General features: G+C 45.0%; 14 protein-coding genes. 7 read left to right on the top strand and 7 right to left on the bottom strand.

Features of this window, described 5'->3' with window-relative positions; translation table 11 throughout:
• Positions 1-24 precede the first annotated feature (24 nt).
• The 4 genes from KIH41_RS09045 to KIH41_RS09030 form a co-directional block, all read right to left on the bottom strand.
• Complete coding sequence (locus KIH41_RS09045; protein ID WP_214162180.1) at positions 25-3,372, bottom strand: VCBS repeat-containing protein; 3,348 nt, start codon at positions 3,370-3,372, stop codon at positions 25-27.
• 1 nt (position 3,373) lies between these two features.
• The gene (locus KIH41_RS09040) at positions 3,374-6,670 is read right to left on the bottom strand and encodes a VCBS repeat-containing protein (RefSeq protein WP_214162179.1); all 3,297 of its coding nucleotides are present in this window, start codon (positions 6,668-6,670) and stop codon (positions 3,374-3,376) included.
• A gap of 127 nt (positions 6,671-6,797) precedes the next feature.
• The gene (locus tag KIH41_RS09035) at positions 6,798-8,342 is read right to left on the bottom strand and encodes a RagB/SusD family nutrient uptake outer membrane protein (RefSeq protein ID WP_213944857.1); all 1,545 of its coding nucleotides are present in this window, start codon (positions 8,340-8,342) and stop codon (positions 6,798-6,800) included.
• 11 nt (positions 8,343-8,353) lie between these two features.
• Positions 8,354-11,311: a SusC/RagA family TonB-linked outer membrane protein gene (locus KIH41_RS09030; RefSeq protein ID WP_214162178.1), complete on the bottom strand. Its 2,958-nt coding sequence runs from the start codon at positions 11,309-11,311 to the stop codon at positions 8,354-8,356.
• Between the two features lie 468 nt (positions 11,312-11,779).
• Between KIH41_RS09030 and KIH41_RS09025 the strand changes: the two genes are divergently transcribed.
• The 6 genes from KIH41_RS09025 (at position 11,780) to KIH41_RS09000 (ending at position 20,015) form a co-directional block, all read left to right on the top strand.
• On the top strand, positions 11,780-14,410 hold the full coding sequence (locus tag KIH41_RS09025) for a DUF5686 and carboxypeptidase regulatory-like domain-containing protein (RefSeq protein WP_214162177.1): 2,631 nt from the start codon (positions 11,780-11,782) through the stop codon (positions 14,408-14,410).
• 149 nt (positions 14,411-14,559) lie between these two features.
• Positions 14,560-14,991, top strand: coding sequence for a DoxX family protein (locus KIH41_RS09020; RefSeq protein WP_214162176.1), 432 nt, complete (start codon positions 14,560-14,562; stop codon positions 14,989-14,991).
• A gap of 608 nt (positions 14,992-15,599) precedes the next feature.
• A complete protein-coding gene (locus KIH41_RS09015) occupies positions 15,600-17,015 on the top strand; it encodes a fibrobacter succinogenes major paralogous domain-containing protein (RefSeq protein WP_214162175.1) in 1,416 nt (471 codons plus the stop codon).
• A gap of 3 nt (positions 17,016-17,018) precedes the next feature.
• A complete protein-coding gene (locus KIH41_RS09010; protein WP_214162174.1) occupies positions 17,019-18,380 on the top strand; it encodes a fibrobacter succinogenes major paralogous domain-containing protein in 1,362 nt (453 codons plus the stop codon).
• A gap of 205 nt (positions 18,381-18,585) precedes the next feature.
• Positions 18,586-19,068: a very short patch repair endonuclease gene (locus KIH41_RS09005; RefSeq protein WP_213944867.1), complete on the top strand. Its 483-nt coding sequence runs from the start codon at positions 18,586-18,588 to the stop codon at positions 19,066-19,068.
• A gap of 308 nt (positions 19,069-19,376) precedes the next feature.
• Positions 19,377-20,015, top strand: a complete 639-nt coding sequence (locus KIH41_RS09000; RefSeq protein ID WP_213944868.1) for an NAD(P)-dependent oxidoreductase — start codon at positions 19,377-19,379, stop codon at positions 20,013-20,015.
• 118 nt (positions 20,016-20,133) lie between these two features.
• On the opposite strand, the gene KIH41_RS08995 is transcribed toward KIH41_RS09000, so the two are convergent.
• Entirely contained in the window at positions 20,134-21,144 is a 1,011-nt protein-coding gene (locus tag KIH41_RS08995) for a glycoside hydrolase family 43 protein (RefSeq protein ID WP_214162173.1), read from the bottom strand.
• A 156-nt stretch (positions 21,145-21,300) separates the two neighbouring features.
• On the opposite strand from KIH41_RS08995, the gene KIH41_RS08990 reads away from it, so the two are divergent.
• Positions 21,301-21,807, top strand: coding sequence for a YcxB family protein (locus tag KIH41_RS08990; protein ID WP_214162172.1), 507 nt, complete (start codon positions 21,301-21,303; stop codon positions 21,805-21,807).
• A 239-nt stretch (positions 21,808-22,046) separates the two neighbouring features.
• Here the strand turns inward: KIH41_RS08990 and frr are convergent, their stop codons facing one another.
• Both frr and pyrH read right to left on the bottom strand, forming a co-directional pair.
• Entirely contained in the window at positions 22,047-22,607 is a 561-nt protein-coding gene (gene frr / locus KIH41_RS08985) for a ribosome recycling factor (protein WP_213944871.1), read from the bottom strand.
• 15 nt (positions 22,608-22,622) lie between these two features.
• Positions 22,623-23,333, bottom strand: coding sequence for a UMP kinase (gene pyrH / locus KIH41_RS08980; protein ID WP_213944872.1), 711 nt, complete (start codon positions 23,331-23,333; stop codon positions 22,623-22,625).
• Positions 23,334-23,350: the final 17 nt, after the last annotated feature.

Below are 23,350 nucleotides of genomic sequence, written 5' to 3'. Positions count from 1 at the left end.
TATTTTTTCAAAGTCACTACTTCATTAGCTTTCCTTCTTCTGTCCCCCGTTTTCCGTCCTCTTCACCAATACCGGCGTATCATTATTCCTAATAAATAGATAATGCATTTCCCCTTCAATAATAATAGGAAGTATGCGCCTGGTTTCACCGGTGACTTTCAAACCGGATTCTTTTCCGGATAATGCTGTTAATTTGCCAGGATTGGAAGAGCCTTTCAAAGCCAGGCCATAGGAGGCGTCATAGCGTCCTCTTTGCACATTTACGGGGTAGAAGTTACCACCTAAGAGGGCCATTTTTTGCTCCGCATCGTAATAACCCGCTTGAATGGGGGAGATTTGAGCTTCAAACGGCAAGGTGTCAACCTCGAATTTATAATTGCCCAAATTTCTTACCCGTAGGGAATTAAGCTGATAGGCTTCCATTCTGGCCGATTCCTCAAGTTGTTTTTTGCCAAAGACCTGCTCCAAGGTAGCTTCAGCAAAAACGCTATAAGAAAGAAACTGCTTTTTCAGCGAAGGTACCTGCTTTGACAATTCATCTTTAGTATGGAAAGGGTACTCCCTTCCAGCCATAAAGTGGGAAAGAACCTGCTCCCTTGTCCCATTTTCATCAAAATCATTCACATACAGCCGCAGTGGCTGCTCCTTACTCGCTTTCAGTTTCGAATTGGTGCCCAGGTTGCCCATGATAAAATCCATTCTTCCGTCTCCATCGAAGTCTCCTTCCACGATGGTGTTCCACCAACCGTTTGTATAGGCAAGCGGGCTGTCAGCCACATCCAGCTGGGTGAGTTTGCCTTGCTCGTTTTTGATAATGGTAATAGGCTCCCATTCGGCGGCGATTACCAAGGCAGGGTAGGTCTTGTCTTCGAGAGGCAACCATTTGGCATCCTTCACCTTTCCGATTTGCTCTAGGAAAGGGGCTTTCTCGGCGGTAACAACTTCAAATTTCCCGTTGCCTTTGTTTTCCAAGAGATAGGACTGGGGTTTGCTTCCGTATTTCCAAGGTTCAGTACGGGCACCTATAAACAGATCCAGGTCACCATCTCCATCAAAATCTCCGGCAGCTACCACACTGCCTGTGAGGAAGAGAGTAGGGAAGTTTTCCGATTTACTGAAGTTGCCCTTTCCGTCATTAATATAAAGTCTAGGTTGATTGGCAGCATTCTTTCCATAAAATTCATTTCCACCGCTCACAACCAATAAGTCTTGGAAACCATTGCCGGCAAAATCTCCGAAGATAGCCGACACATCCTCATTCAGGCTGTCCAATTGAAATACCGGCTGAGTGCTGGGGCGGAATCTGCCACCTGAGGTTTGGAAATACAGCTTGCCTGCTTGATGTTTGGCTCCGCCGATATACAAATCCTCCAATCCATCCCCATTCACATCAGCCACCGCAGCCGCTGGACCTTCTGCCGAAAGCATGTGGGGGAGGAGGGGCTCTCGGGTAAATTCATTGAATGTGTTTTCCTTATGCTTGAAATCTATTCCCAAATCATCCTCAACCTGGACGGTGAAAGGCTTTTCTTGGTGAAACCTGCTGTAATCAAACTTTCCTGAAGCATTTGTCTGTTGTACCTCCAAGGTTTGGTTGAGAGAAACATCGGAGATAATCTGATAGCTGAAGTCCGGCCAAATTACAATTAGGGAATCAATTGGCTGTTCTTTGCTGAACCCAAAATTCACCCGATAATCAGATGAGCTCATGAAGCCTTTTACTGGACTGACTTCCTGGATCTGAAAATCATTTCCCTGATATACCAATACTTTGCTGCCTACACCGAAATTATTCCCAGGCTTCCCTTCTAAAAGGATTTTAACATAGTTTTTATCCGATTCTGAATCCTTTTGAATGCTTCTGTTTTCCAGTACAAATGCCTGGTCATTGATATTGTTGACCACAATGTCCAGATCCCCGTCATTGTCAAGGTCCACAAATACAGCCCCGTTTGAGTAGGAATCCAGGTTCAATCCCCAGTCTTTCGACATGTTTGTGAAAGTCATGTTGCCATTGTTGCGGTAGACATAATTGGGTAGTTTGATCGTGGGCATTTTCTCAATCAAGGCAAGCTCTTTTTCAGTGAGGTCATATTGCAACTGGTACTGTATGTCCTCATCCGTTATAAAGTTAATGTAATCGAGGTCATTGCTTCTTCGCAGGATTCCGTTGGCAACAAAAATGTCTTTGTACCCATCCAGATCAAGGTCAGCCAAAAATGTCGACCAGCTCCAATCCGTGGCATGTACACCGGCCATCATGCCCACCTCGCTGAAAGTGCCGTTACCATTGTTGAGCTGGAGGGTGTTGCGGGCAAACTGGTGGGTGAAACCGTAATTTAGCTTGAAGTTATATACATCATAAGGGTCTTCCGCAGCTGAGGCTTTTAAGATTTTGGGATCTTCAGGTAGCATGTCTAACGTGAAAAGCTCCGGAAATCCATCATTATTCAGATCCGCAAAATCCACTCCCATGGAAAAATGGCTGGTATGCATCATGGATTCATTCAGCTTATTGGTAAATGTCCCATCGCCATTATTGATATAGAGGTAGTCGTTTTCATGGAAGTCATTGCCAACAAAGATATCCGGGTACCCATTGAGGTTCACGTCACTGATTACCACGCCCAAGCCATAGCCGATTGCACTGCTAAATATGCCGGCCTCCTCGGTCACATCCACAAACCGGCCGTTATCATTTCTCAATAATTTGTCACCAGCCAAAGGATGGGTTTTATCCCTGAGGGTGCTGGGACCAAAGGTTCCGTTGTTGTGCACCGAATGGTTGAGCATAAACATGTCCAAGTCCCCATCTAGGTCGTAATCGAAAAAGACCGCTTGGGTAGAAAACCCGATTAGGTTGAGTCCATAATCGGCAGCCTCGTCCCGGAAGCTTGGAATGCCGTCTGCATCATTGCCTTGGTTTATGAATAGTTGATTTTGGCTTTTAAACTCCAAATGATCTCCTAAGTAACTGACATAAATATCCATCAATCCATCACCATTGACATCCGCCATGCTCACACCTGTAGTCCAACTGTTAAAGCCCGCCACGCCAGATTCCTCCGTGATGTCCCTAAACTTCAGGTTTCCTTCATTCAGGTAAAGTTTATTCTCGTTTTGGTTGGAGGTGAAATATACATCGAGCAAGCCGTCACCATTTACATCCCCCACAGCCACACCGCCGCCATTGTAAAAATACATGTAGGTGAATATGTTCATGTCTACGGTTTCCTCCAGTTCATTGCTGAAATGAATGCCGGATTCCTCTGCGCTAACTGATCTGAAGAGGGTGTCCTTATCCTCCTCTTTGCTGGAGCTACAGGATGCAAATAAGGATAGGCATATAAAAGCGGGTACTTGGTACTTCATCTTAATTCAATTTAAAAACTAGGGGTGTATTGTTATTGCGAACTGCAATCAGTTTGGGAGACGTGGATTGCAGCTTGCGCAAGTGCCTGGTTTCGCCTGGGACTTTAAAACCGGTGAAGTTCTGGGGTACAAAATTGCCTTTGCCGTCGCCAAGCAGGACCACGCCGTCGGATGCATCATATCTGCCCAACTCTGGCTTTACTCCATATAGATTTCCAGCCATGATGATGTCCAAATGTCCGTCATGGTTTACATCCATCACCTCTGCACTCCGCATGGTGGTAAACTGTGCCGCTAGTGGGAGGATTTCCATGGAATAGCTATCGTTGCCTCGGCTCATCAGAACGACACTTTCGCTAATAAAACTTCTCAAAACCTTTGCTCTTGAAAGCTGCTTGTCATCAAATATCTCCTCCATGCTTTTTTCAGCGTAGGAGTCATAAGTTTGAAACTTCTTTTTCAAGGAGCTCATTTGCTTTACCACATCGTGTCGGGTATGAATCGGGAGGTCCCTTCCATTTTGGTGATACGTGGTAATTTGTTCATACGATCCATTGTTGTCAAAATCATTCACATACAGGCTAATAGGGTTTTCAGGGGAAGTTTTCAAACGGGTGTTAAGGCCTGAATTGGTTAAAATGATATCCATTTTGCCATCCTTATTTAGGTCAGCAAGGGTGATGCTATTCCACCAGCCATCGGTATTGTCAATCCCCTCTATTTTTAATTCTTCACTAACCAAAGTTTGGTCTTCCACTGAAAGCAGTTTGATAGAGTTCCAGTCGCCTACGGCCAGGATTTTTGTTTTTCCATCGTGTTCAAATAAAGCCAGGTCTGTCAACATTCCTATATCTCTTAGGACCTGACCATTTTCTCTCGTTTTGTCCTGAAAGTTGCCATTGCCGTCATTGATGAGCAATTGGTGGGTGGGGTTGAGCCCATAGTATTGGTTGCTTTTTCGGCTGGCGATTAAGAGGTCCTGATGTCCATTTCCATTAAAATCAAATGCGACGGCCTTGCTGCCGATTTGGAAAGTATTAGGTAGAGCGTCTTCGGCATGTTCAAAGATTGGTTGGCCACTGCTATCTAGGCCTTTGTTGAGGTAAAGGCGATCTCTTAGCTGTGGAGAATTGGAGCTGAATTCACTCCCCCCGCTCACTACCAAAAGGTCTAATTTTCCATCATTGTCGGCATCAAAAAACAGGGCAGAGACATCTTCAGACCCGGAATGACTAGCGAACTTTTGCCCTGTCTGGAGGAATTCGCCTTCAGAAGTCTGAAGAAAGACAGCTCCTTCCTGATCCTTGGCCCCTCCGACAAAGAAATCTTCCAGCCCGTCACCATTGAGGTCTGCTACCGCAAATGCTGGCCCCTCTGTAGAAAGCATTTTGAAGGTAAGCCTTTCTCTGTCAAAATCATTAAAAGGGTTTTCCACATGTTGAAAATCCACTCTTGGTCCTTCTAGAAATAGCGGCTCAGCTTCCCTGCTATTCCATTCTCTATCATCCGCATCTGCCTGCTTCAAATGATAATGGGAGTTTAGCTCAAGGTCGGTCAGTTTTTGCACCTTGCCGTTTCTCCAATGCACAAGGACGCTATCAGGAATAAAGTCTCCAAGTCCCATTACCATCTTGTAATCCATGGATGACTGAAACCCTCTTATCGGCATGTTTTCAAAGCTGATGACCTCATTTCCTGCATAAGCCTGCACCTTGGCGCCTAGACCGAAACTGTTTTGGCCTTCTCCCTCAAAAGTGAAAGTCAGAAATTTGTTGTTAGGTTGAGTTTCTACGGTGTTGTTTTTATAAATGTAAAGCTCTTGATTCAGGTTGTTGATCACCAGGTCGAGGTCGCCATCGCCATCCAGGTCTCCATAAGCCGCCCCGTTGCTAAAAGTGGGCTCGCCAAATCCCCAATCATCGGCCACATTTTCAAATTGTAGCTTGGCCTTTTGGGTAAACATGTAATTAGTCAGTTTTTCGGAGGGCATTCGGTTGACGAAGTCTTGGAAATTGACCTTTTTACCTTCTACAGCTGCTTTCATATTTTCATTGGAGGCCAAGTATTCCACAAAATCCTGGTTTGTCACATCTTTATACACCCCATTGCTGACGAAAATCTCCTTGTTGCCATTATTGTTGAAATCTGCAATCAGCGCCCCCCAGCTCCAGTCGGTCGCAGCCACGTTGGCTAAGTATCCGATCTCGCTGAAATTCTGCCCTGCATTGTTGAGCTGTAGGGTATTGCGCATATATTGGTAAAAATAGTCCTGTTGAAGCCTGAGTTGGAGCACATCGTAGGTCTCGAACTGCGCCATTGTCTTCAGCCTCCGGTCCGATTCCGGCATCATGTCGGTAGTGAAGATTTCCGGATAACCATCGTTGTTGATGTCGGCGATATCGGCGCCCATGCTAAACATGCTGATATGCTGCATGTAGTCGGGTAGGGCCTCTTGGAAAGTACCATCGCCTTGATTAATGTAGAGATAATCTCTTTCGTAAAAGTCATTGGAAATGAAAATATCAGGATGCCCGTTTCCGGTTACATCCCCCACGCTTACCCCAAGTCCGAAACCGATAACACTTCCATGGATACCGGCCTCTTCGCTGACATCTATAAATTTCCCGTTTTCGTTTTTATAGAGTTTATCCCCGCCTTTTGCATCCCGTTGGGTTCTTAGATTTCGGAATCCCAAAGTTGAAATTGGGCGAAACGAGTTATTGAGTAAATAACAATCAAGGTCTCCATCCCCATCATAATCAAAAAACACCGCATGTGTAGAAAAACCTGGGTCAGCCAAGCCGTATTCGGCAGCTTTTTCCGTGAAGGTTCCATCTCCGTTGTTGACGAACAGCTCATTTTCCATGTTGTTGCCTTCAAGGTCTCCGGAATTGCACACATAAATATCGAGCAGGCCATCCCCATTGATGTCCACCATCGTCACGCCGGTGGACCAAGGCTTAGTGCCGGCCACCCCTGCCTTGTCGGTTATATCTTCAAACCGCATATCGCCTTGGTTGAGGTAGAGTTTATTTTGACCACGGTTGGCCGTCAGGAAAATGTCTGGCAGGCCGTCATTGTTGATGTCCCCTATGGCCACCCCGCCACCGTTGTAATAATTTCTATATCGGAATACGTCAAAATCCTCACTGTCTTCCAATTCGTTAGTGAAGTGAATGCCTGTCTGCTGGGGAGTAAGCCTCGTGAATAGTTTGCCTTGGGGAATATCGGTTTCAGGCTGGCTTTGACAACCTATCGTCAAAAGGATAATCGCAAAAAGATAATTGGGGTACTTCATGTACTAAAGATAATTAATTTAGTAATTGGAGAGGGCAAGAAATGAGGTTTTTGTGATTAGTAAGTATAGAAAAAAGCAGATATCGCTACCTGCTTTTATGTCAAAAAATATGAATTTAAATAAAGAGTTAATAGCCTGGGTTCTGGGTGAAGTTTGGATTGGTGTCCATGGCCCTTTGTGGGATGGGGAACAATACCACGTGGGGAGGGGTCACCGGCTTGTTTTGCCACTCTTGGAGAAACATGCCAAATCGGATTTGGTCATTTCTTCTCCAGCCTTCCCAGTATAGTTCAAAGCCTCTCTCATCAAGCAGACCCATTTCGGTCAAGCTGGCTAAAGGTTCTGCACCTCTTGCCTCTCTCAATCCATTAACCATTGCCAATGCCTCACCGGTATTGCCAGTTCTAAATAAAGCTTCTGCACGCATCAACCAAGCATCAGCATACCTGAAGAAGATGTAGTCAGTGCCGATTAAGTTGTCCGCAAGGTTATTGGGATCCGGAGGGTATTTGATTACCCTGACCCCTTGTCTCTCATTAGAGTAAAGCAAGCTAACCTCTGGAGTGAATACCAACGGGTTACCACCTCTGTCAGTAAGCGGATTGCCGGCCCCGTCAAACTGCTGGCCCTCTAAAAATCCAACCCTCAAACCGTGTCTATCTGTAAAGCCAGGCAATGCCTGCCCTTTCCTTACATCGTCAGTCTCTCCCCACTTGTTATAAAAGTCTGCCACTGTGGTGAAACCGTTCCAACCGCCTCCTGATCCAGGTACCTGGTTGTAGTGGATTGTCATTTTATAACGGTTCTGAACACTTGCCACGGCATTGCCAGTTTCGTTTCTTCTGGCAAAAATGATTTCCCTAGAAGTGGTTCTATTGTCCGGCACAAAGTTATCCCAATAGAAAGGAGTCAAACTTACAGAACTATTGAGCACCACATCAGTACTTTCAATCACTGCCTGCATATCTTCATTCGTAAAGTTATATGGACCAGCAGGTTCAGCTGCAGTAAATACAGCCCTGTTTAGATAAACTTTTGCTCTAAGAAAATGTGCAGCCTCTACTGTCGCCTGACCGGTGTTGGCGCCATTCAAGGACGGCAGGTTTGGAATCGCTGCATCCAAATCATCAATGATCAACTGGGTAGCCTCAGCTCTGCTAAGTACGGTTGGGATCTCATTTGGATCATCCAAGTCAAGTCTTATCGGTACTTGGCCGTATAGATCCACGATATTATAGATATAATACGATCTCAAAAACCTTGCTTCCGCAATTTGCTGGGCACTGGCGTTAGGCGCATCGATTACTTGTGTGGCTCTTAGCTGTCCGGTATTAAGAATGTTCCAGGCGTTGAATACAAATTCGTGGCTGGCATCCCAAGAATGCAGGTGTAACTGTCTCCAAACCCCAAAATCACTCCAGTCAGTACCTCTGGTGGGTCCCATCATCTCATCCGAGGGATGCTCCTGAAGGGCATAAATTCCCGCCTGATCCGAAAAAGCATTCAGCTGGTTGTAAGTACCTTGAAGGGCAGCCGCCGCCTCAGCTCCCTCGCCTGCTTCCGATGGCCTATTGAACGACTCCGCATCCAAGGCCGCATCATCTAATTCTGTACAAGCCATTCCCAAGGTAAGGGCAAGTGCAGGTAGATAATATTTATTCAATATTTTCATGTCCATGTCAATTAAAATCCAAAGTTCAAGTTAAGCGTATAGATTCTTGGTAAAGGGAAAGCTGTATAATCTATACCCAAGGAAGGAACCCCGTCCCTGGCTTTATTGGTGTTCACCTCTGGGTCAAAACCGCTATATCCTGTAAACAACAGCAGGTTTTGGCCAGTAAAGCCAACTCTCATCGATCTGATATAACGGCTGTCAGCCATATTGAAGGTGTAACCCAGGTTTAGGTTGGCTAACCTTACAAAGTCACTTGACTCCAAGAATCTGGAAGAAACTTCACCAAAGTTTGCGGGGTTTTCACCGGAATTGGCGATCTCACGGGTTACGTTTCTACCGTTGGCCAAGTTACCTCTCAAGAAGATGGCGTTAGCGGTGTTGTTGTAAATCAAACCGCCATTCTGTCCGTTGAAGAAGACGCTGGCGTCAAATCTGCCGATGGCGAAGTTGTTGGTAAGCCCCCACGTGAATGTTGGGAATGGAGAACCCAAGTAGAACAATTCTTCATTGTTTCTGTAAATACCCAAGCCGTCTTCAGTGAAACCTTCAAAATCCCTCATGTAGAACGAGTATAGCGGCTGTCCATCGGTGATTCTCTGGGCAAAAGCTCCCGTCAAACCTTGTCCGTCAATGTTACCGGTATTCAGGGTAGTACCTATGCCCTGAACGTCATTTCTCAGGAAAGTAGCATTTCCTAGTATGTTCCAAGAGAAGTTTTCTCTGTCTATGGCCAAATAATCCAAAGTAAATTCAACCCCTTCGTTAATTACGCGGCCCGGAAGGTTTTCCCATCTGGTGATGGCATTTGCCGGAGCCGGGAAATCCACAAGGATCAGCAGGTTTTCCGTTTGCTTGTTGAAATAGTCAATAGCACCGGTAAGCTTGGATTGCATGATGGCAAAATCAAAACCTACGTTGTACTGAACCGTTTCTTCCCATCTCAAGTTAGGGTTGAATTGGTTCGAGATAAAAGTACCGCCTTGGTTATCCGCTCTAAGTACTGTTACTGCCGCGTTTCTAGGGAATTCTTGGTTACCAGTGACACCCCAACCTGCTCTCAATTTCAAGTCGTTAAAAGTACTTCCACTCATGAAGTCCTCTTCGTTGATCCTCCAAGCTGCAGCAAGGGATGGGAATACACCGTATTTATTGTCCTCACCAAACTTTGAAGAGCCGTCAGCTCTCAATGTGGCAGTGATCAAATATTTGTCCCGGATGTTGTAATTTACCCTACCGAAGAAGGATTGCAGTTCATCTTGGCCTCTAAATGAATTTCCTAGGAATGCCCTAGCGGTTACGTTGTCCACACCACCCATGTTATCCACTGGAGGCACATTAGGTAAGGTGAAAAATTGCGATTGCAAGAAGTGACCGCGGCTTTCGAATTTCTGATAAGAGAAACCCAATAGGGCTTCTAGTCTGTTTTCTCCCAAAGTACCGTTGTAATTCAGGGTGTGCTCGATCAACTGGTTACGCTGGTAGGTATTGTTGATCACACCTCTACCGATATTTTCGATTCCGGGGAACACTAATCTTTGGTCCAAACTTGTTCTTCTAACCCCGGATGAATTATCCATACCGAAATTCATTTTGTAGAAGAAGTTGTCTGTGAAATTAAATGTAACACCGATGTTACCCAATACCCTGGTCGTCTCACCGCGATCATCGATATAAGCCAGCATGGCTACTGGGTTTCTAAAATCCTGAGATTGCTGGAAAGTGCCATCTGCATTTCTAATAGGGCGGGTAGGGTTAGCCTGAAGGGCCGCACCGATAAGGTTACCTTCAAAGCCCACATCTTCACCAAGAGGAGCATATGTGTCCTTGATGTCTGAGGCGGTTAATTGTAAGTCAAATCTCAGTCTGTCGTCAAAAACTTTGTGAGAAGCATTGATACGTCCGGTGATTCTTTCAAGTCCAGTGTTTCTGATAATACCATCTTGGTTCATGTAGCTGAGGGATACCCTATATTGGGTGTTTTCGGTGCCCCCACCATAACCAACATTGTAATTTTGGGTGATAGCAGTCCTGAATATTTCATCCTGCCAGTCGGTGGCTCCTCCAAAGTTGATGACGTTTTCATCAGCACCAGCGGCTACTGCCTGAGGAATGTAATCGTTTGCATCCAAAAGGTCAATTTTTCTGGCTCTGGTACTTACACTCGCGCTGGTAGAGAAAGTAAGGCTTTCCTGTCCAGCTTTTCCTTTCTTAGTAGTAATCAAAACCACACCATTGGAACCCCTTGAACCGTAAATCGCGGCAGCAGATGCATCCTTAAGAACAGAGATACTTTCGATATCGTCTGGGTTTAGGAAGTTAAGCGGGTTTCTTGGCTGTGAACCACCGGCTCCATAGTCAGCGCCACCAGCTTGTGTGGCTGCACCGTCCAAGGGAACGCCGTCAATTACGAAAAGCGGGTTGTTGTCAGATCTTACTGAAGAAGTACCCCGGATACGAATGTTGACCGCCGCACCTGGCTCACCACTACTCGGGGTCACCTGCACACCAGCAGCTCTACCTTGTAGCAACTGCTCAGGAGAGTTGATGATACCTTTGTTGAATTTTTCCTCACCAAGTGCAATCACCGCACCGGTAGCGTCTTGGGCCCTTTGCTGCCCGTAACCGATGACTACCGTCTCGCTTAAGCTTTGGATGTTTTCTTCAAGTGTAATTGTGAAAAGTGAAAGATTTCCAATTGAAACCTCTTGGGTAGTAAACCCAATAAAAGATACAACTAAGGTCGTTTCACCACCTTGTAAATCCAGACTGAACTTGCCATCCATGTCGGTGACGGTTCCCCTGGAAGTCCCTTTTACCTGGATTGCAACGCCGGGAAGCGGCTGCATATCCTCGCCGGAGATCACCGTACCGGTAATCTGCCTGCCCTGTGCATACACTGTCTCAGCCGTAATAAACAAGGCCAAAAACAGCAGCATGACTTTCATGCTGAGTAAATAGTTTTTCATAGGTTTATTCTGTTAAACTTCAAAAATTGGTAGAACATGCTAATTCTAATGTAAAATCGAATAATTAATTCATTTTTGCAAAATTTAACATTTTCAAAATTACCTGTTATTGAGATGGTTTGTTAAATATTAGTAGTCTATTTTGTAAAATTGATAGTATTATGTTGTATTATTTGCAAAAATGTTAATCGAAAACGATTGAATTTTATTAATACTTAAAATTTTACTGTTTTATTAAAAATGTTGTAAGATACTAACATTGGTAAAGATGTCGTAATGGCCAATTTTCTATTTTATGCTATGATTTGGTTTCGGATTGATTTGGTAAATATTACGTTTATTTTGTTTTTTGGCCTTATTGTATTATTTGGGTAAGTTTTTAAGTATTCCTTATGTCCTGCGATTTATCTAATTTACACCGATTATAAGGATTGAATAAGTTCGGCTTTTCAGCGCAATCATTTTATTATGAGAATAACAATATTGATGATTTTGGCCATTTCATTTTTCGGTGAAGGCCTTTACGCCCAAGGGGTGAGAGGCAAAGTGGTATCCGAATCTGGTGACCCCCTGGCTTATGCCTCGGTATATATCCGGAATCTGGGTGACGGAGTGCCTACAAATCAAAATGGGGAATTTGAGTATGCCCTAAAACCCGGCATGTATGATATATTGGTTCAATATATTGGATACACTTCTGTGCTCAAAACCGTAGAGGTCCAAGACCGATGGGTAGAGCTGAATGTGGAACTCAAAGAGCAGGTTTTTGGACTGCAAGAGGTGGTGGTAAGAAGCGGGCAAGAGGACCCAGCCCTCACTGTGATGAGAAAAGCTATTTCAAAAGCCAAATTTCACCGCCTACAAGTGCAGGAATATTCCATGCAGGTTTACCTAAAAGGCACTGGTAAATTGACTAACGCGCCTTTTTTTCTGAAGAAAAAACTTAAGGAAGAGGGGCTAAACCTGAATGAGGCCTATACATCAGAGTCGGTTTCTGAGGTTAAATTTTCCCAGCCTGATAAAATCGAGGAAAGAGTGATCAGTATCCGCTCAAGCGGTGACGACAACGCCACTTCACCGGCACCCTATATCGGCACCAGCTTTTATAATGAGAAAATCAATGGAGCCATTTCCCCTCTTTCAAGAAGCGCTTTTGCCTATTATAAATTTACCTTAATGGGTTCCTTTATGGAGGATGGCATCCTAATCAATAAGGTTAAGGTGACGCCACGCTCAAGGGGTGAAAATGTTTTCGAGGGGTTCATTTATATCATTGAAGACCTGTGGGCCATCCACAGCTTGGATCTCAAAACATCCATCATGGGATTCCAGGTCAATGTGAATCAAATCTACGCCCCGGTGAAGGATCAGGTTTGGATGCCTATCAGTCATACATATCTCTTTGGGGGAAAAATCTTTGGTTTTGCTGGGGAGTACAAATACCTAGCTTCGATCCGAGATTATGACATTAAGCTGAACCCGGATCTGGAGGTGGAGCCAGAAATAATCGATGAAAAGGTGCAGGAAGTGCCAGAGGACATTGTCAGGTTCGACAAGAAAAGTTCTTCCTTGGAAAAGCTTGAAGAAGGGGATAAGCTGACCCGAAAGGAATTTCGGAAAATGGTCAATCAATATGAAAAAGAGGCCTTGAAGCAGCGGGAAGATGTGGAGGTAGTAAGGGAGCGAAATTACAAAGTGGACAGCCTGGCTTCTAAGAGAAATGAAAATTATTGGGACAGCATAAGGCCGGTAAAGTTAACCGCTGACGAAATCAGGGGATACAAGCGGGATGACAGCCTTGCTGTAGTTGAGAAAGCAAAAGTTGATAAAAGCGACACCACTGCAAGGAAGAAAGTCAAAAAGAAATTTGACCCTTTATCTGTCATTACTGGGGGTAGCTACAGTTTTGGTGGAGGGAAATCTGCCGGCTTTGATGAAAACCTTTTCAAAACCGGGTTCAATACCGTGGAGGGGTGGAAGTTTGGTGTATCGGGCTACTTGAGATATGCCAAAGTGGATACGCTTGCTGACTCGGTCACCCGGAGGACAGTGGAATACCAAGTGCGGCCAGCTTTCCGCTATGGGTTTGCCAGCAAGAGGCCTTATCTCAAAACGGATATTTACAGGAATGTAAGAGCGGGCTCTATAAATTCCAGACTCGGGATAACAGGAGGCAGGTATATTGAACAGTTTAACAGTGATGAACCTATCACCGAATTTGTAAATATGCTGTATACCCTCGTAATGAGGCAGAATTTCATGAAGCTGTATGAGCAGGATTTTGTTCAAGTTTATCATTCCAGTCGTCTGAGTGACAAGTTCAGTTATGAAGGTAGCTTGAAATGGGCAGATAGGAGAGAGCTGTTTAACCAGTCGGACAATAGCTTCTTTTATGAGGAGACTCGGGAGTTTACGCCAAACCGCCCTGACAACTTGGAATCTAGCCCCACCAATTTTCAAAACCACCAGGCTTTGATCCTTAATGCGGCCTTCAGATGGAGGCCAGGGGTGAAATATGGAATAAGGAACGGGCGAAGGTATGCTATTTATGACCGGGCTCCGGAGTTCAATTTTGGCTACACCAAGGGGATTCCCAACTTCCGTGGTCAAACTACCACTGACTTTGACCTGCTAGAGGCCGGTGTGTCCCACAGCTTCCTGTTTGGGGTGAGTGGGCGTCTTGATTTCAATGTCAACGCTGGGACATTTCTGAATAATGACCGTATGTATTTTATGGATTACAAACATTTTGGCGGGAATAGGACAATTTTCAGCAACATGGGTGTGGCCTCAAATTATAGATTCTTGGACTATTATCGTTTCAGTACACAGACGGATTTTATCAGCTCCATTGTCCATTATCAATTTAGAAAATTCCTGTTTACACAACTGCCCATGCTGAGATACACGGGGCTGAGGGAAAATATTTTTCTTAATTATTTAAAAACAGCCAATTCTCCACATTATGTTGAAATCGGCTATTCCCTAGATCAATTATTCCGAATTTTCAGGCTCGAAGTCGGTGCAGGTTTTGAAAACGGGCGGTATAGTACCTCAGGGGTAAGGATAGGGGTGGCTTCATTTATCAATATTAATTGATCGTAATTGTTTTTTGTAAAAAACAATTGTAGTTTTTGTTTTCTGTAGAAAACAATCTATATCCGCATTTGTCTCAGTATGCTTGGCAACATAGCCTTTAACATTTCTACCATCCACGGATACCTAAATCCGGCAAAATCAAAACAACAATGTTTAAATCACTTTTACAGACAGACCACTCCAAAACCACCATCCTTATCCGCCTCATGGTAGGCGCAGTATTCCTTTCCGAAGGGATCCAAAAGTTCCTTTTTCCGGCAATTAGGGGAGCTGGGCGTTTTGAAAAGATCGGGCTGCCTAACCCGGAATTCTTGGGGAGCTTTGTTGGTGCGTTTGAAATCCTCTGTGGGATTTTGGTTCTGTTGGGCCTGTTTACACGTGTAGCCAGCCTTCCATTAATGGTTATCATGCTGGTAGCCATAGCCACCACCAAATCTGAGGTGCTGGCTCAAGACGGATTCTGGGAGATGATGCACGGCAGCCGTACGGATTGGTCCATGCTGCTGGGAAGCATTTTCCTTTTGATCAAAGGGGGAGGCTATTGGTCGGTGGACCATTCATTGATCAATAAGAATTGGTAGGGAAATATTTGACCATGCAGGAAAAATCTCCTATATTTATCCCTGTAAGGTTTAATAATGGAAAGAACTGGTTGTCAATGACGGCCAATTCTTTAGAGTCTGGGCTTCTTTGAAGCCTTTTTTATTTTTTGACGTTCTGGTTTAGGAGTTTAGTCGGCCTTCGGCCTCGGTTTAGGTGTTGTAGAGTGCTGGTTGAATGGTTGAGCATACCGAAATGGAATAGCTTCGCTGTATTCCATTCGGACCTGAATAAAGGATTAAGGAACAATAGCACTTTACGTTAATCCCTTAATCCCTCGGATGCGCAAAGCGCCATCCGACATCAACCTATCAACCGACCCGCGCTGTAAAACCATAGTCTCCTAACTACTTACCTCTTACCTTTGACTTCCCCCAAATCCCCTCTGCTACCTTTGTTGTTATATTTCCCTTCAATTCCCTTTGGTCTTTCTAGTTAGTTTTTAAATTTTTTCGATTCAAAATAGTAAACAAAACACTGATTTAATTTGCTAATATAATTTAATCAAGATATTTTTGGTATATAGATTGTTTGATGCTATTAGCAGTTTTTAAGAATATCGCTTTTTGGCGAAGTAGAGGGATTTTAGATGAAGAGATTTTTAACTTTTATAGCGTTTTTTAGCCTAATAGCTTGTCAATCCTACGAGGAACAGACCGCAGATGGGCAAGCCAGCTTTCTAATAGGGTATATGCCCCAATTTGGCAATGTGGGAATCAATGCGCGCCAGCTTAGAATTTCAGCCTGGGAGCACCAGATGGCCGCATCAATGGAGGTTCATATCCAGAGCACCGCCGATGGCAGCAGCCATGTGCTGAATTTTACCCTTTCCAATTCTAATTTGCCCCAAACCATCCTACTACCCTATGGGACCTATACCTATGAGGTCAATCTGGAGGGCGGGGAAATGGAGCGATACCTGCCCTTCAGGTCTGAAGGTACTTTTGAACTCCAAGGCCCTCAGGCCCAAATCAGCATGCAGGCAGAAAGCAGCCATGGACTCATCAGCGTGCTCAATGACCAGGTGGATGAGGTGAGCATTGATGGACAGGATTTTTTCCTGACTGATGATGAGGAGTTCTATTACTTATACGTGGCGGGGGGGAGTGCTGTCACGCTCACGGTCGATCCCACAGATGGACAGGATCCTATCAATCGGGAATTGACAGTTGGGACCTCTGAGCATTACCATTTTTACATCAATCCAAGCGGAGAGCCCAATTCGAGCTTGGTCGACTTGGTGATGGGGGAGTTTTCCTATACCGAGGAAGAGATAGCTTTGGATAACCTTGCCAATGTGGTGTATGATGCGGATGGAAACAGGTACCGCACCGTTCAGGTGGGCAACCAGGTTTGGATGGCCGAAAATCTCAGGACCTCCTCCTATTGCAATGGCGATCCTGTTAGGAGAGAGGCCAATCCTGATAATTGGGATGATGTAGAAGAAGGGCTATGGACCTACTATGATGACAATGAGGCCTATGGGCCGATTTACGGAAAACTTTACAACGGCTATGCTGCAACCGATGAGCGCAACATTTGCCCTTGCGACTGGCGGGTGCCTACTAAGGAGGATTTTGAAGAGCTTGGCCTATATTTGGACCTAGATCATACGGGGCCAGATAAGTTGAAAGATACCGGGTTTGAACATTGGAAATCGCCAAACACTGGGGCGACCAATGAAACGGGCATGACCATGAGAGGTGGCGGAATGTTGATCAGGCAGACTCCCCAGCGCGACAGGGAGGAAAATAGATGGCATTATCCCTTCCCCTTAAGGGTTGGCTACAATTGGTTGCATCTTGTGGGGAGTTGGTGGACTCAGACCGAGGGAGAATTCAGGTTTTGGTGGCATGCAACTGAACCTGAGCCACCGGGGTATAGATTCAATACCCTTTATGCTATGGAGCTTAGGTTTAACGGGGTTGGGTATGGAAATCCTGGAGTTCACGATGGGTATAAAACCGAAGGAATGTCCATCAGATGCATTAAAGAAAACCCCTAAGCCATGAAAAAACTGCTTTATATATTTTTATTATTGGGGCTTCTCAGTTGTACCCAAGAGGAGGAAATAATTCCTACTTCCACCCTGCAATTTACGGGAATCAATATTGCCGATTTTGGACAGAGTTCCATAAACGCTAGACAAGCGGATGCATCTGATTGGCAACATGTGCTACCCGATTACATTGAGATTTCAATAGTTAACCAACAGACCGGTGATGAATTACTTTTGCCCATAGATCCCAACGATTTCAGCACTCCTTACAGTGTGGACTTGCCTTTTGGGGATTATGTGTTTTCCTATGAGCCTTCAGCTGGAGTTTTTGAGGATTACCTGCCTTTCGAAACCCACGGTGCATTTGCCGTTAATGGCACTCCTGTTTCGATCACCATTGAAGCTTTCAGTGATTATGGTTTGGTTTCACTGAGGAATGAATATGTGGAGGCATCCCAAATAGTTTCCGGAGGAGATGAAAAGGAGCTGAGGAGATCGGCTGATCGCAACTTTTACTATCAATATGTGCGGGGTGGTACCAATGGCACATTGAGGGTAATAGAACATTTTGATAGGGAAGTTCTTGAAATGGAAGTGGCCGTGGAGGCTGCCAACCATTACCATTATTATTTGCAGCTTCCTGAGCAAGGTAATGCATATTTTCAATTAGTACTTACTGAATTTTCGCTGATTCAGGAGGGGCTGGACCTGACTCCTACAGTGGAGGGGGTAGTCAGGGATGCTGAGGGGAATGTATATAAGGTAGTCAAAATCGGCAATCAATATTGGATGGCCGAAAACCTGCGTAGCTCTACTTTCTGCAATGGTGATCCGCTGGAGGATGCCGGCCAGCCCAATTGGGATTGGGAATATGGCAATGACATCCCAGGTGCCTGGTCATTTGACAATCAGCCGGAATATGATATTCCATATGGCAAGCTTTATAACAATAGGGCTGTAGTCGATGATAGAAATATCTGTCCCTGTGGTTATAAAGTCCCAAGCCTAGATGACTGGAGAGAACTTCGCGATTACTTAGGAGGCAGTGAAGAAGCCCCAGAAAAAATGAGAAGTACCAACCCTAGATATTGGATCGAAGAGTTTCACCGAACAGCCACCAATGAGAGTGATTTCAATGCAGTAGGGGCAGGGTTGGTCTGGCTTGACCTTTTTGGCTATAATTTTCCGAGTTATTTCAGTAGGTTCAATGAAATGACTTCTTGGTGGACCAGTACGGTGGAGGAAATGGAGGACCCTTGGTTTCCCTATGATGTGGTTCATTCCGTATGGTTAAGTCAAACACTTCATGAATCAGGGTTTGATAATCCCGATAATGTATTTCTTCGATCGGTGAGGTGTATAAGGGAGTGAAAAATGATTGGCGCCTGCCCACTTCCATCTCATGGTGTCGGAAATCAACAAGAATTCTATTTCCCGCATCAGGGAAAAGTAATCGTAGTTTCCTTTAGGGCAAGGGGATTGTTTCTACATGATTTGGAGTTATTTCATTGAATTGCACGATTGAGTCCTTGGGTATGTTATAGCTCCAGAGAAAGTGTAGTGGAGTGAATTTCCAATGAGTAAGTTATATAAGCAGCCCAAAATACAAGTGCCTAGATTCAGTGAGGAGAATGGCTTTTATACCACCAAAAAACGGTCTGACAACATGGCCCGCATCAAAGGTTGGGATACCAAGCCTGAGAAAATACTGAAAAAGGCGCTCTGGCATGCGGGAGTCCGATACAGAAGCAACAGCCAAAAACTCCTAGGCAGACCTGATATATCATTCATCAAGTATAAGCTGGTTGTATTCGTAGATGGCAGCTTCTGGCATGGTCATGATTGGAACCGCAGGAAATCTTCCATCAAGAGCAACCGAGATTTTTGGCTGCCCAAAATCGAGCGAAACATGCAAAGAGACCAAGAAGTAAATGCCTACTACCTGTCCAAAGGCTGGACGGTTTTGAGGTTTTGGGATTTTGAGGTGAAGAATGAATTGGGCGTATGTGTGATGAAGGTGGCTGAGGAGATTGAGAGGGCGTGTGGTTTTAAGGTTTAACTTCTTTGCGGAAGAAAATGGGCCGCAAAGGACCCAAAATTTTAAAGAAGTACACTATGGCCTCTTCGCGGAGTAAGAATTGGTCAAAAAGGGCACTATGGTCACAAAGTGGACAAAGTTCAAAAGTAGTAGCACGAAGAATTTTTAAGTACGAAGTTAGAGATAATCTTTTTGATCTGAATGAGTTTATCGGTAAATTTGTAAGTGGTTAATTTTTAGGTTTTTGCGAGTTGGTTCGGTGTGAGGTTTTTAATGCCGATCGGGTATGTTTTAGTGTATAATTTCACTTCTGATAAAATTCCAACATTATGCAAATCACTATTTTGGGAGCCACTGGTCAGGTGGGTGGCTCAGTACTTCGAGAGGCGTTAAAGAAAAACTACCAAGTGAAAGTTTTAGTGAGATCTCCGGAAAAGCTGAATGACCTGAGAGATAAAGTTACGGTAGTCACCGGTAACTTGTTGGATGCGGATGCAGTTGAAAAAGCACTTCAAGGGAGTGCTGCGGTTATTAATGCCGCGGGGGGAGTGAAAGAGCCTGATCAGTTTGAAAAGTTTCAACGTATCGGACAGTTGCTGACAGGTAAAATGAATGATCAAGGAATAAAGCGGTTGGTCAATATCTCCGGGGCCGTCAGTGCCCTTCCTAATGAGTCATTGGATTTGCAAAGGAGAATTATGAAGGTTTTTGTAAGTATACTTTTTAAAGAGATGAAACAGGCCCAAGAAGCACTGATGCCCATAATTATATCAAATGGGCAGATATACTGGACTTTTGTGAGAGCTGCCATGATCACTAAAAAAGCGGGGACGGGTAAGGTGTTGGCCGATGACAAACGGATGCCGGGCACCTCAATTAGATTGGATGACTTGGGGATGTTTTTAGTCGATCAGGTTTCCTCTGATAAGTGGGTGAAAAAAGCACCTTTGGTTGCATCAAAAACGTAATGGCAGATGTCAGGAGATATGATGGTTTAGAGGGTCTCCTCCAGCTAAACCTACCTGGTGCAGACAGGCTCCTAAACTCCCAATCCCCGAAGGGGTGTTCGGGAAATAAACTTCTAAACTATTTTCCGGCAATTTTTCTCTCCGGAACCCCTTCAAAGGTAATCCTTACCGGCTTGATCTTTCCTTCTTCGTCAAATTCCATCTTGTCTATGCAGACCACGCGGTGGTTGTGGTGGGTTTCCTCCAAGGGCCTGCGGTGATATACGATATAGTATTCGTCCTCATCGGGAATCTGGATGACGGAATGATGGCCGGCACCGGTGGCCACTTCGGGGTCTTGCTGGAGGACGGTGGCTTCCCGCTCGAATGGGCCGAATGGACTGTCGGCAATTGCATAAGCCACTCTATAATTAGGGCCTCCCCAGCCTCCCTCGGACCACATAAAGTAATATTTTCCGTCCCGGATAAACATAAATGGTCCTTCCACATAATCTTTCGGAGTTACTTCCTGGTAAAGTTCCCCGTCCTCAAATGGCTCCAGCCCGGTGAAGTCCTCATTGAGCTTGACCACATTGCAGTGGCCCCAGCCACCGTAATACATGTAGTGGGTCCCGTCTGCATCCCGGAAAACAAACTGGTCAATGGGCTGGGCGCCGTTGACGATCTCGTTGATTAGAGGCTTGCCGATGAGGTCTTCAAATGGACCCTCGGGTTGATCCGCTACAGCCACGCCTATACCTCCCAGAGCTTCCTCTTTTTGTATATCGTTTGCCCCGAAGAAAAGGTAGTATTTGCCCTTGTTTTCAATTACCGAGGGAGCCCACATGGCACTGTCGGCCCAAGTAATGACGGCTGTGTCAATAATTCGCTCGTGTTTTTCCCAGTTGACCAGGTCTTTAGAGGAGAATGCGTCCATATGGACCTGCCGGTGATAGGCATCCGAATAGGTGGGGTAGATCCAATAGGTGTCGCCGTAGACAATTCCCTCCGGGTCAGCGTACCAACCCTCAATAACCGGATTTCCGGAATAGGCGGGTTCGGTTGTGATGGGTTCTTGCGGAGAACAAGCTATTAGAGGAAATAGGGATAAAAGGAAATAAAGGGAAATATTGTGGGAGGAGGTTTTCATAGGTTGGTAGGTTTGGATTGAAAATAGGGGTTTTTGGAGAATGATGCAGGGGGAAAGGGTTTAGTGGTTGGTTAGGGTGATGGCTGGAAGGGTACTTCACCCATATATCCCGCCCCTACCCTTGCAAAATAAATCCCTACACCTTATCTTCCCTTTATGTCAGAAGTCACTATACATACCGGATTGAGTTTTAAAGATTACAGGAGGGCTAATTTCTTTTTGCTGTATAGGCGGAATATGACCAGAGGAATGCTAGTGTTGGGGGTTTTATTGATATTGGGAACCGTGGTTTTGTACTTTGTTCGGCCTGAATATTATTCCAGTTTTCCCATTTTGCCAATTGCCTTGGGTGCGGCGATGGTATTGTTACCGCCCTTATCCTTGCTTAGGTCCTCCAAGAAGAACTACTTTGGCGATGCTCGATTGAGGGAGAAGTTTACCTACAAACTTGACAGGGAGAGGATACAGGTTCTGGGCGAATCGTTTGACACAACCTTCTCATGGAAGAAACTTTATAAGTTTGAAGTTTCAGACCACTGGGTGCTGCTTTGGCAAAATGCCCAAATGGCACTGCTGATTCCAAAAAGAGACGTGACGGAGGGCCAAATTCAAAGGTTGAAGGATATTGCGGGCAAGCATCCGGGAGTGAGGACGAAATATTAAAATGATAACAAAAGCCACTTCGCGGAGTAATTGGCCACAAAGTTTTAAAGAAGTGGCACAACTTGTTCCGAGAAGCGGAGCGGGAAAGGGCACTTTGGGGAGGGAAAGGGTCACAGAGCCTCTTCAGGGAGGGAGGCCGAAAAAAATATTATTTTAATGGGCAGAACCTAAAGCGCTAGACTGCTTAGTACCTAGTATAGTGTACTTAGTACAATAAAAAAATCCCCGAAGGGATTTTTTTATACTTTCATGATTTCGGCTTCTTTCTTGTCGAAAAGCTCGTCGATTTTTCCGCTGAACTTATCGGTGTATTTCTGAACCATGTCTTCTGCTCTTTTGACTTCATCTTCAGGAGCTCCATCTTTCTGCAGCTTTCTCAAGGAGTCGTTGGTATCTTTTCTGACGGTACGGAGGCTGATCTTGCCGTTTTCGCACTCTTGCTTCACCTGCTTTACCAAACCTTTTCTTCTCTCTTCTGTCAAAGGCGGGATGGTCAAGATGATGATCTCCCCGTTGTTTTGCGGGGCAAGTCCTAGGTCGGAGTTTACAATTGCCTTTTCGATTTCACCGATCAGGTTTCTTTCCCATGGCTTGATAGTGAGGGTTCTGGCATCTGGCGTGGTGACTGAGGCCACCTGCTGCAATGGGGTAGGAGCGCCATAATAGCTGACCATGATCCCGTCAAGCAGGTTTGGCATAGCTTTTCCGGCCCTTATTTTTACCAACTCAGCAGCCGTGTGGTCTACGGCTTTTTGCATGAGCTCTTTTGCATTATCAAGTTCTAATTGAATCTCTTCCATGATATAGTTAAAAGCTTATTTTGACATAATTAAAGTACCAACGTCCTCTCCGTTGATCAGGTTTTCCAGATTGCCGTCTTTGTTCATGTCGAAGACGATGATAGGAAGGTTATTTTCCTGGCAAAGGGTGAAAGCCGTCATATCCATTACGTTTAGGTTGTTTTCATAAACCTCCTGGAAGGAAATGGTTTCGTAACGGGTGGCATTGGCGTCTTTTTCAGGATCTGCAGTATATACTCCATCCACTCGGGTGCCTTTCAATACCACCTCAGCTTCGATTTCAATGGCTCTCAAACTCGCCGTAGAATCCGTGGTGAAGTATGGGTTGCCGATACCTGCACCAAAAATCACTACTCTTCCTTTCTCCAAATGACGAATGGCTCTTCTGCGGATAAAAGGCTCGCATACGCTCTCGATTTTGATGCCGGACATCAGTCGGGTGTACATGCCGTTTTGCTCCAAGGCACTCTGAAGCGCCATGGCATTGATCAAAGTGGCCAGCATGCCCATATAGTCACCCTGCACACGGTCGATTCCGATTTTCTCGGATTGAACGCCCCTGAAAATGTTGCCTCCTCCGATTACAAGTGCTACTTCTACACCCATGTCCACCACTTTTTTGATTTCCAGGGCATATTGCTCTAGTCTTTTTGGATCTATGCCGTAGTTTTTGTCACCCATTAGGGCTTCGCCGCTAAGCTTAAGGAGGATTCTTTTATACTTCATGCTCTGATGGCCTTCTA

Source organism: Litoribacter ruber, assembly GCF_018500185.1.
Lineage (GTDB): Bacteria > Bacteroidota > Bacteroidia > Cytophagales > Cyclobacteriaceae > Litoribacter > Litoribacter ruber.
Note: the sequence above shows the minus strand (reverse complement) of the source record. Positions and strands in the feature narration are given on the sequence as shown.

Bases quoted from the DNA above. Each gene is read 5' to 3' on its own strand.
- KIH41_RS09045 (WP_214162180.1), bottom strand. From the start codon at position 3,372: ATGAAGTACCAAGTACCCGCTTTTATATGCCTATCCTTATTTGCATCC.
- KIH41_RS09040 (WP_214162179.1), bottom strand. From the start codon at position 6,670: ATGAAGTACCCCAATTATCTTTTTGCGATTATCCTTTTGACGATAGGT.
- KIH41_RS09035 (WP_213944857.1), bottom strand. From the start codon at position 8,342: ATGAAAATATTGAATAAATATTATCTACCTGCACTTGCCCTTACCTTG.
- KIH41_RS09030 (WP_214162178.1), bottom strand. From the start codon at position 11,311: ATGAAAAACTATTTACTCAGCATGAAAGTCATGCTGCTGTTTTTGGCC.
- KIH41_RS09025 (WP_214162177.1), top strand. From the start codon at position 11,780: ATGAGAATAACAATATTGATGATTTTGGCCATTTCATTTTTCGGTGAA.
- KIH41_RS09020 (WP_214162176.1), top strand. From the start codon at position 14,560: ATGTTTAAATCACTTTTACAGACAGACCACTCCAAAACCACCATCCTT.
- KIH41_RS09015 (WP_214162175.1), top strand. From the start codon at position 15,600: ATGAAGAGATTTTTAACTTTTATAGCGTTTTTTAGCCTAATAGCTTGT.
- KIH41_RS09010 (WP_214162174.1), top strand. From the start codon at position 17,019: ATGAAAAAACTGCTTTATATATTTTTATTATTGGGGCTTCTCAGTTGT.
- KIH41_RS09005 (WP_213944867.1), top strand. From the start codon at position 18,586: ATGAGTAAGTTATATAAGCAGCCCAAAATACAAGTGCCTAGATTCAGT.
- KIH41_RS09000 (WP_213944868.1), top strand. From the start codon at position 19,377: ATGCAAATCACTATTTTGGGAGCCACTGGTCAGGTGGGTGGCTCAGTA.
- KIH41_RS08995 (WP_214162173.1), bottom strand. From the start codon at position 21,144: ATGAAAACCTCCTCCCACAATATTTCCCTTTATTTCCTTTTATCCCTA.
- KIH41_RS08990 (WP_214162172.1), top strand. From the start codon at position 21,301: ATGTCAGAAGTCACTATACATACCGGATTGAGTTTTAAAGATTACAGG.
- frr (WP_213944871.1), bottom strand. From the start codon at position 22,607: ATGGAAGAGATTCAATTAGAACTTGATAATGCAAAAGAGCTCATGCAA.
- pyrH (WP_213944872.1), bottom strand. From the start codon at position 23,333: ATGAAGTATAAAAGAATCCTCCTTAAGCTTAGCGGCGAAGCCCTAATG.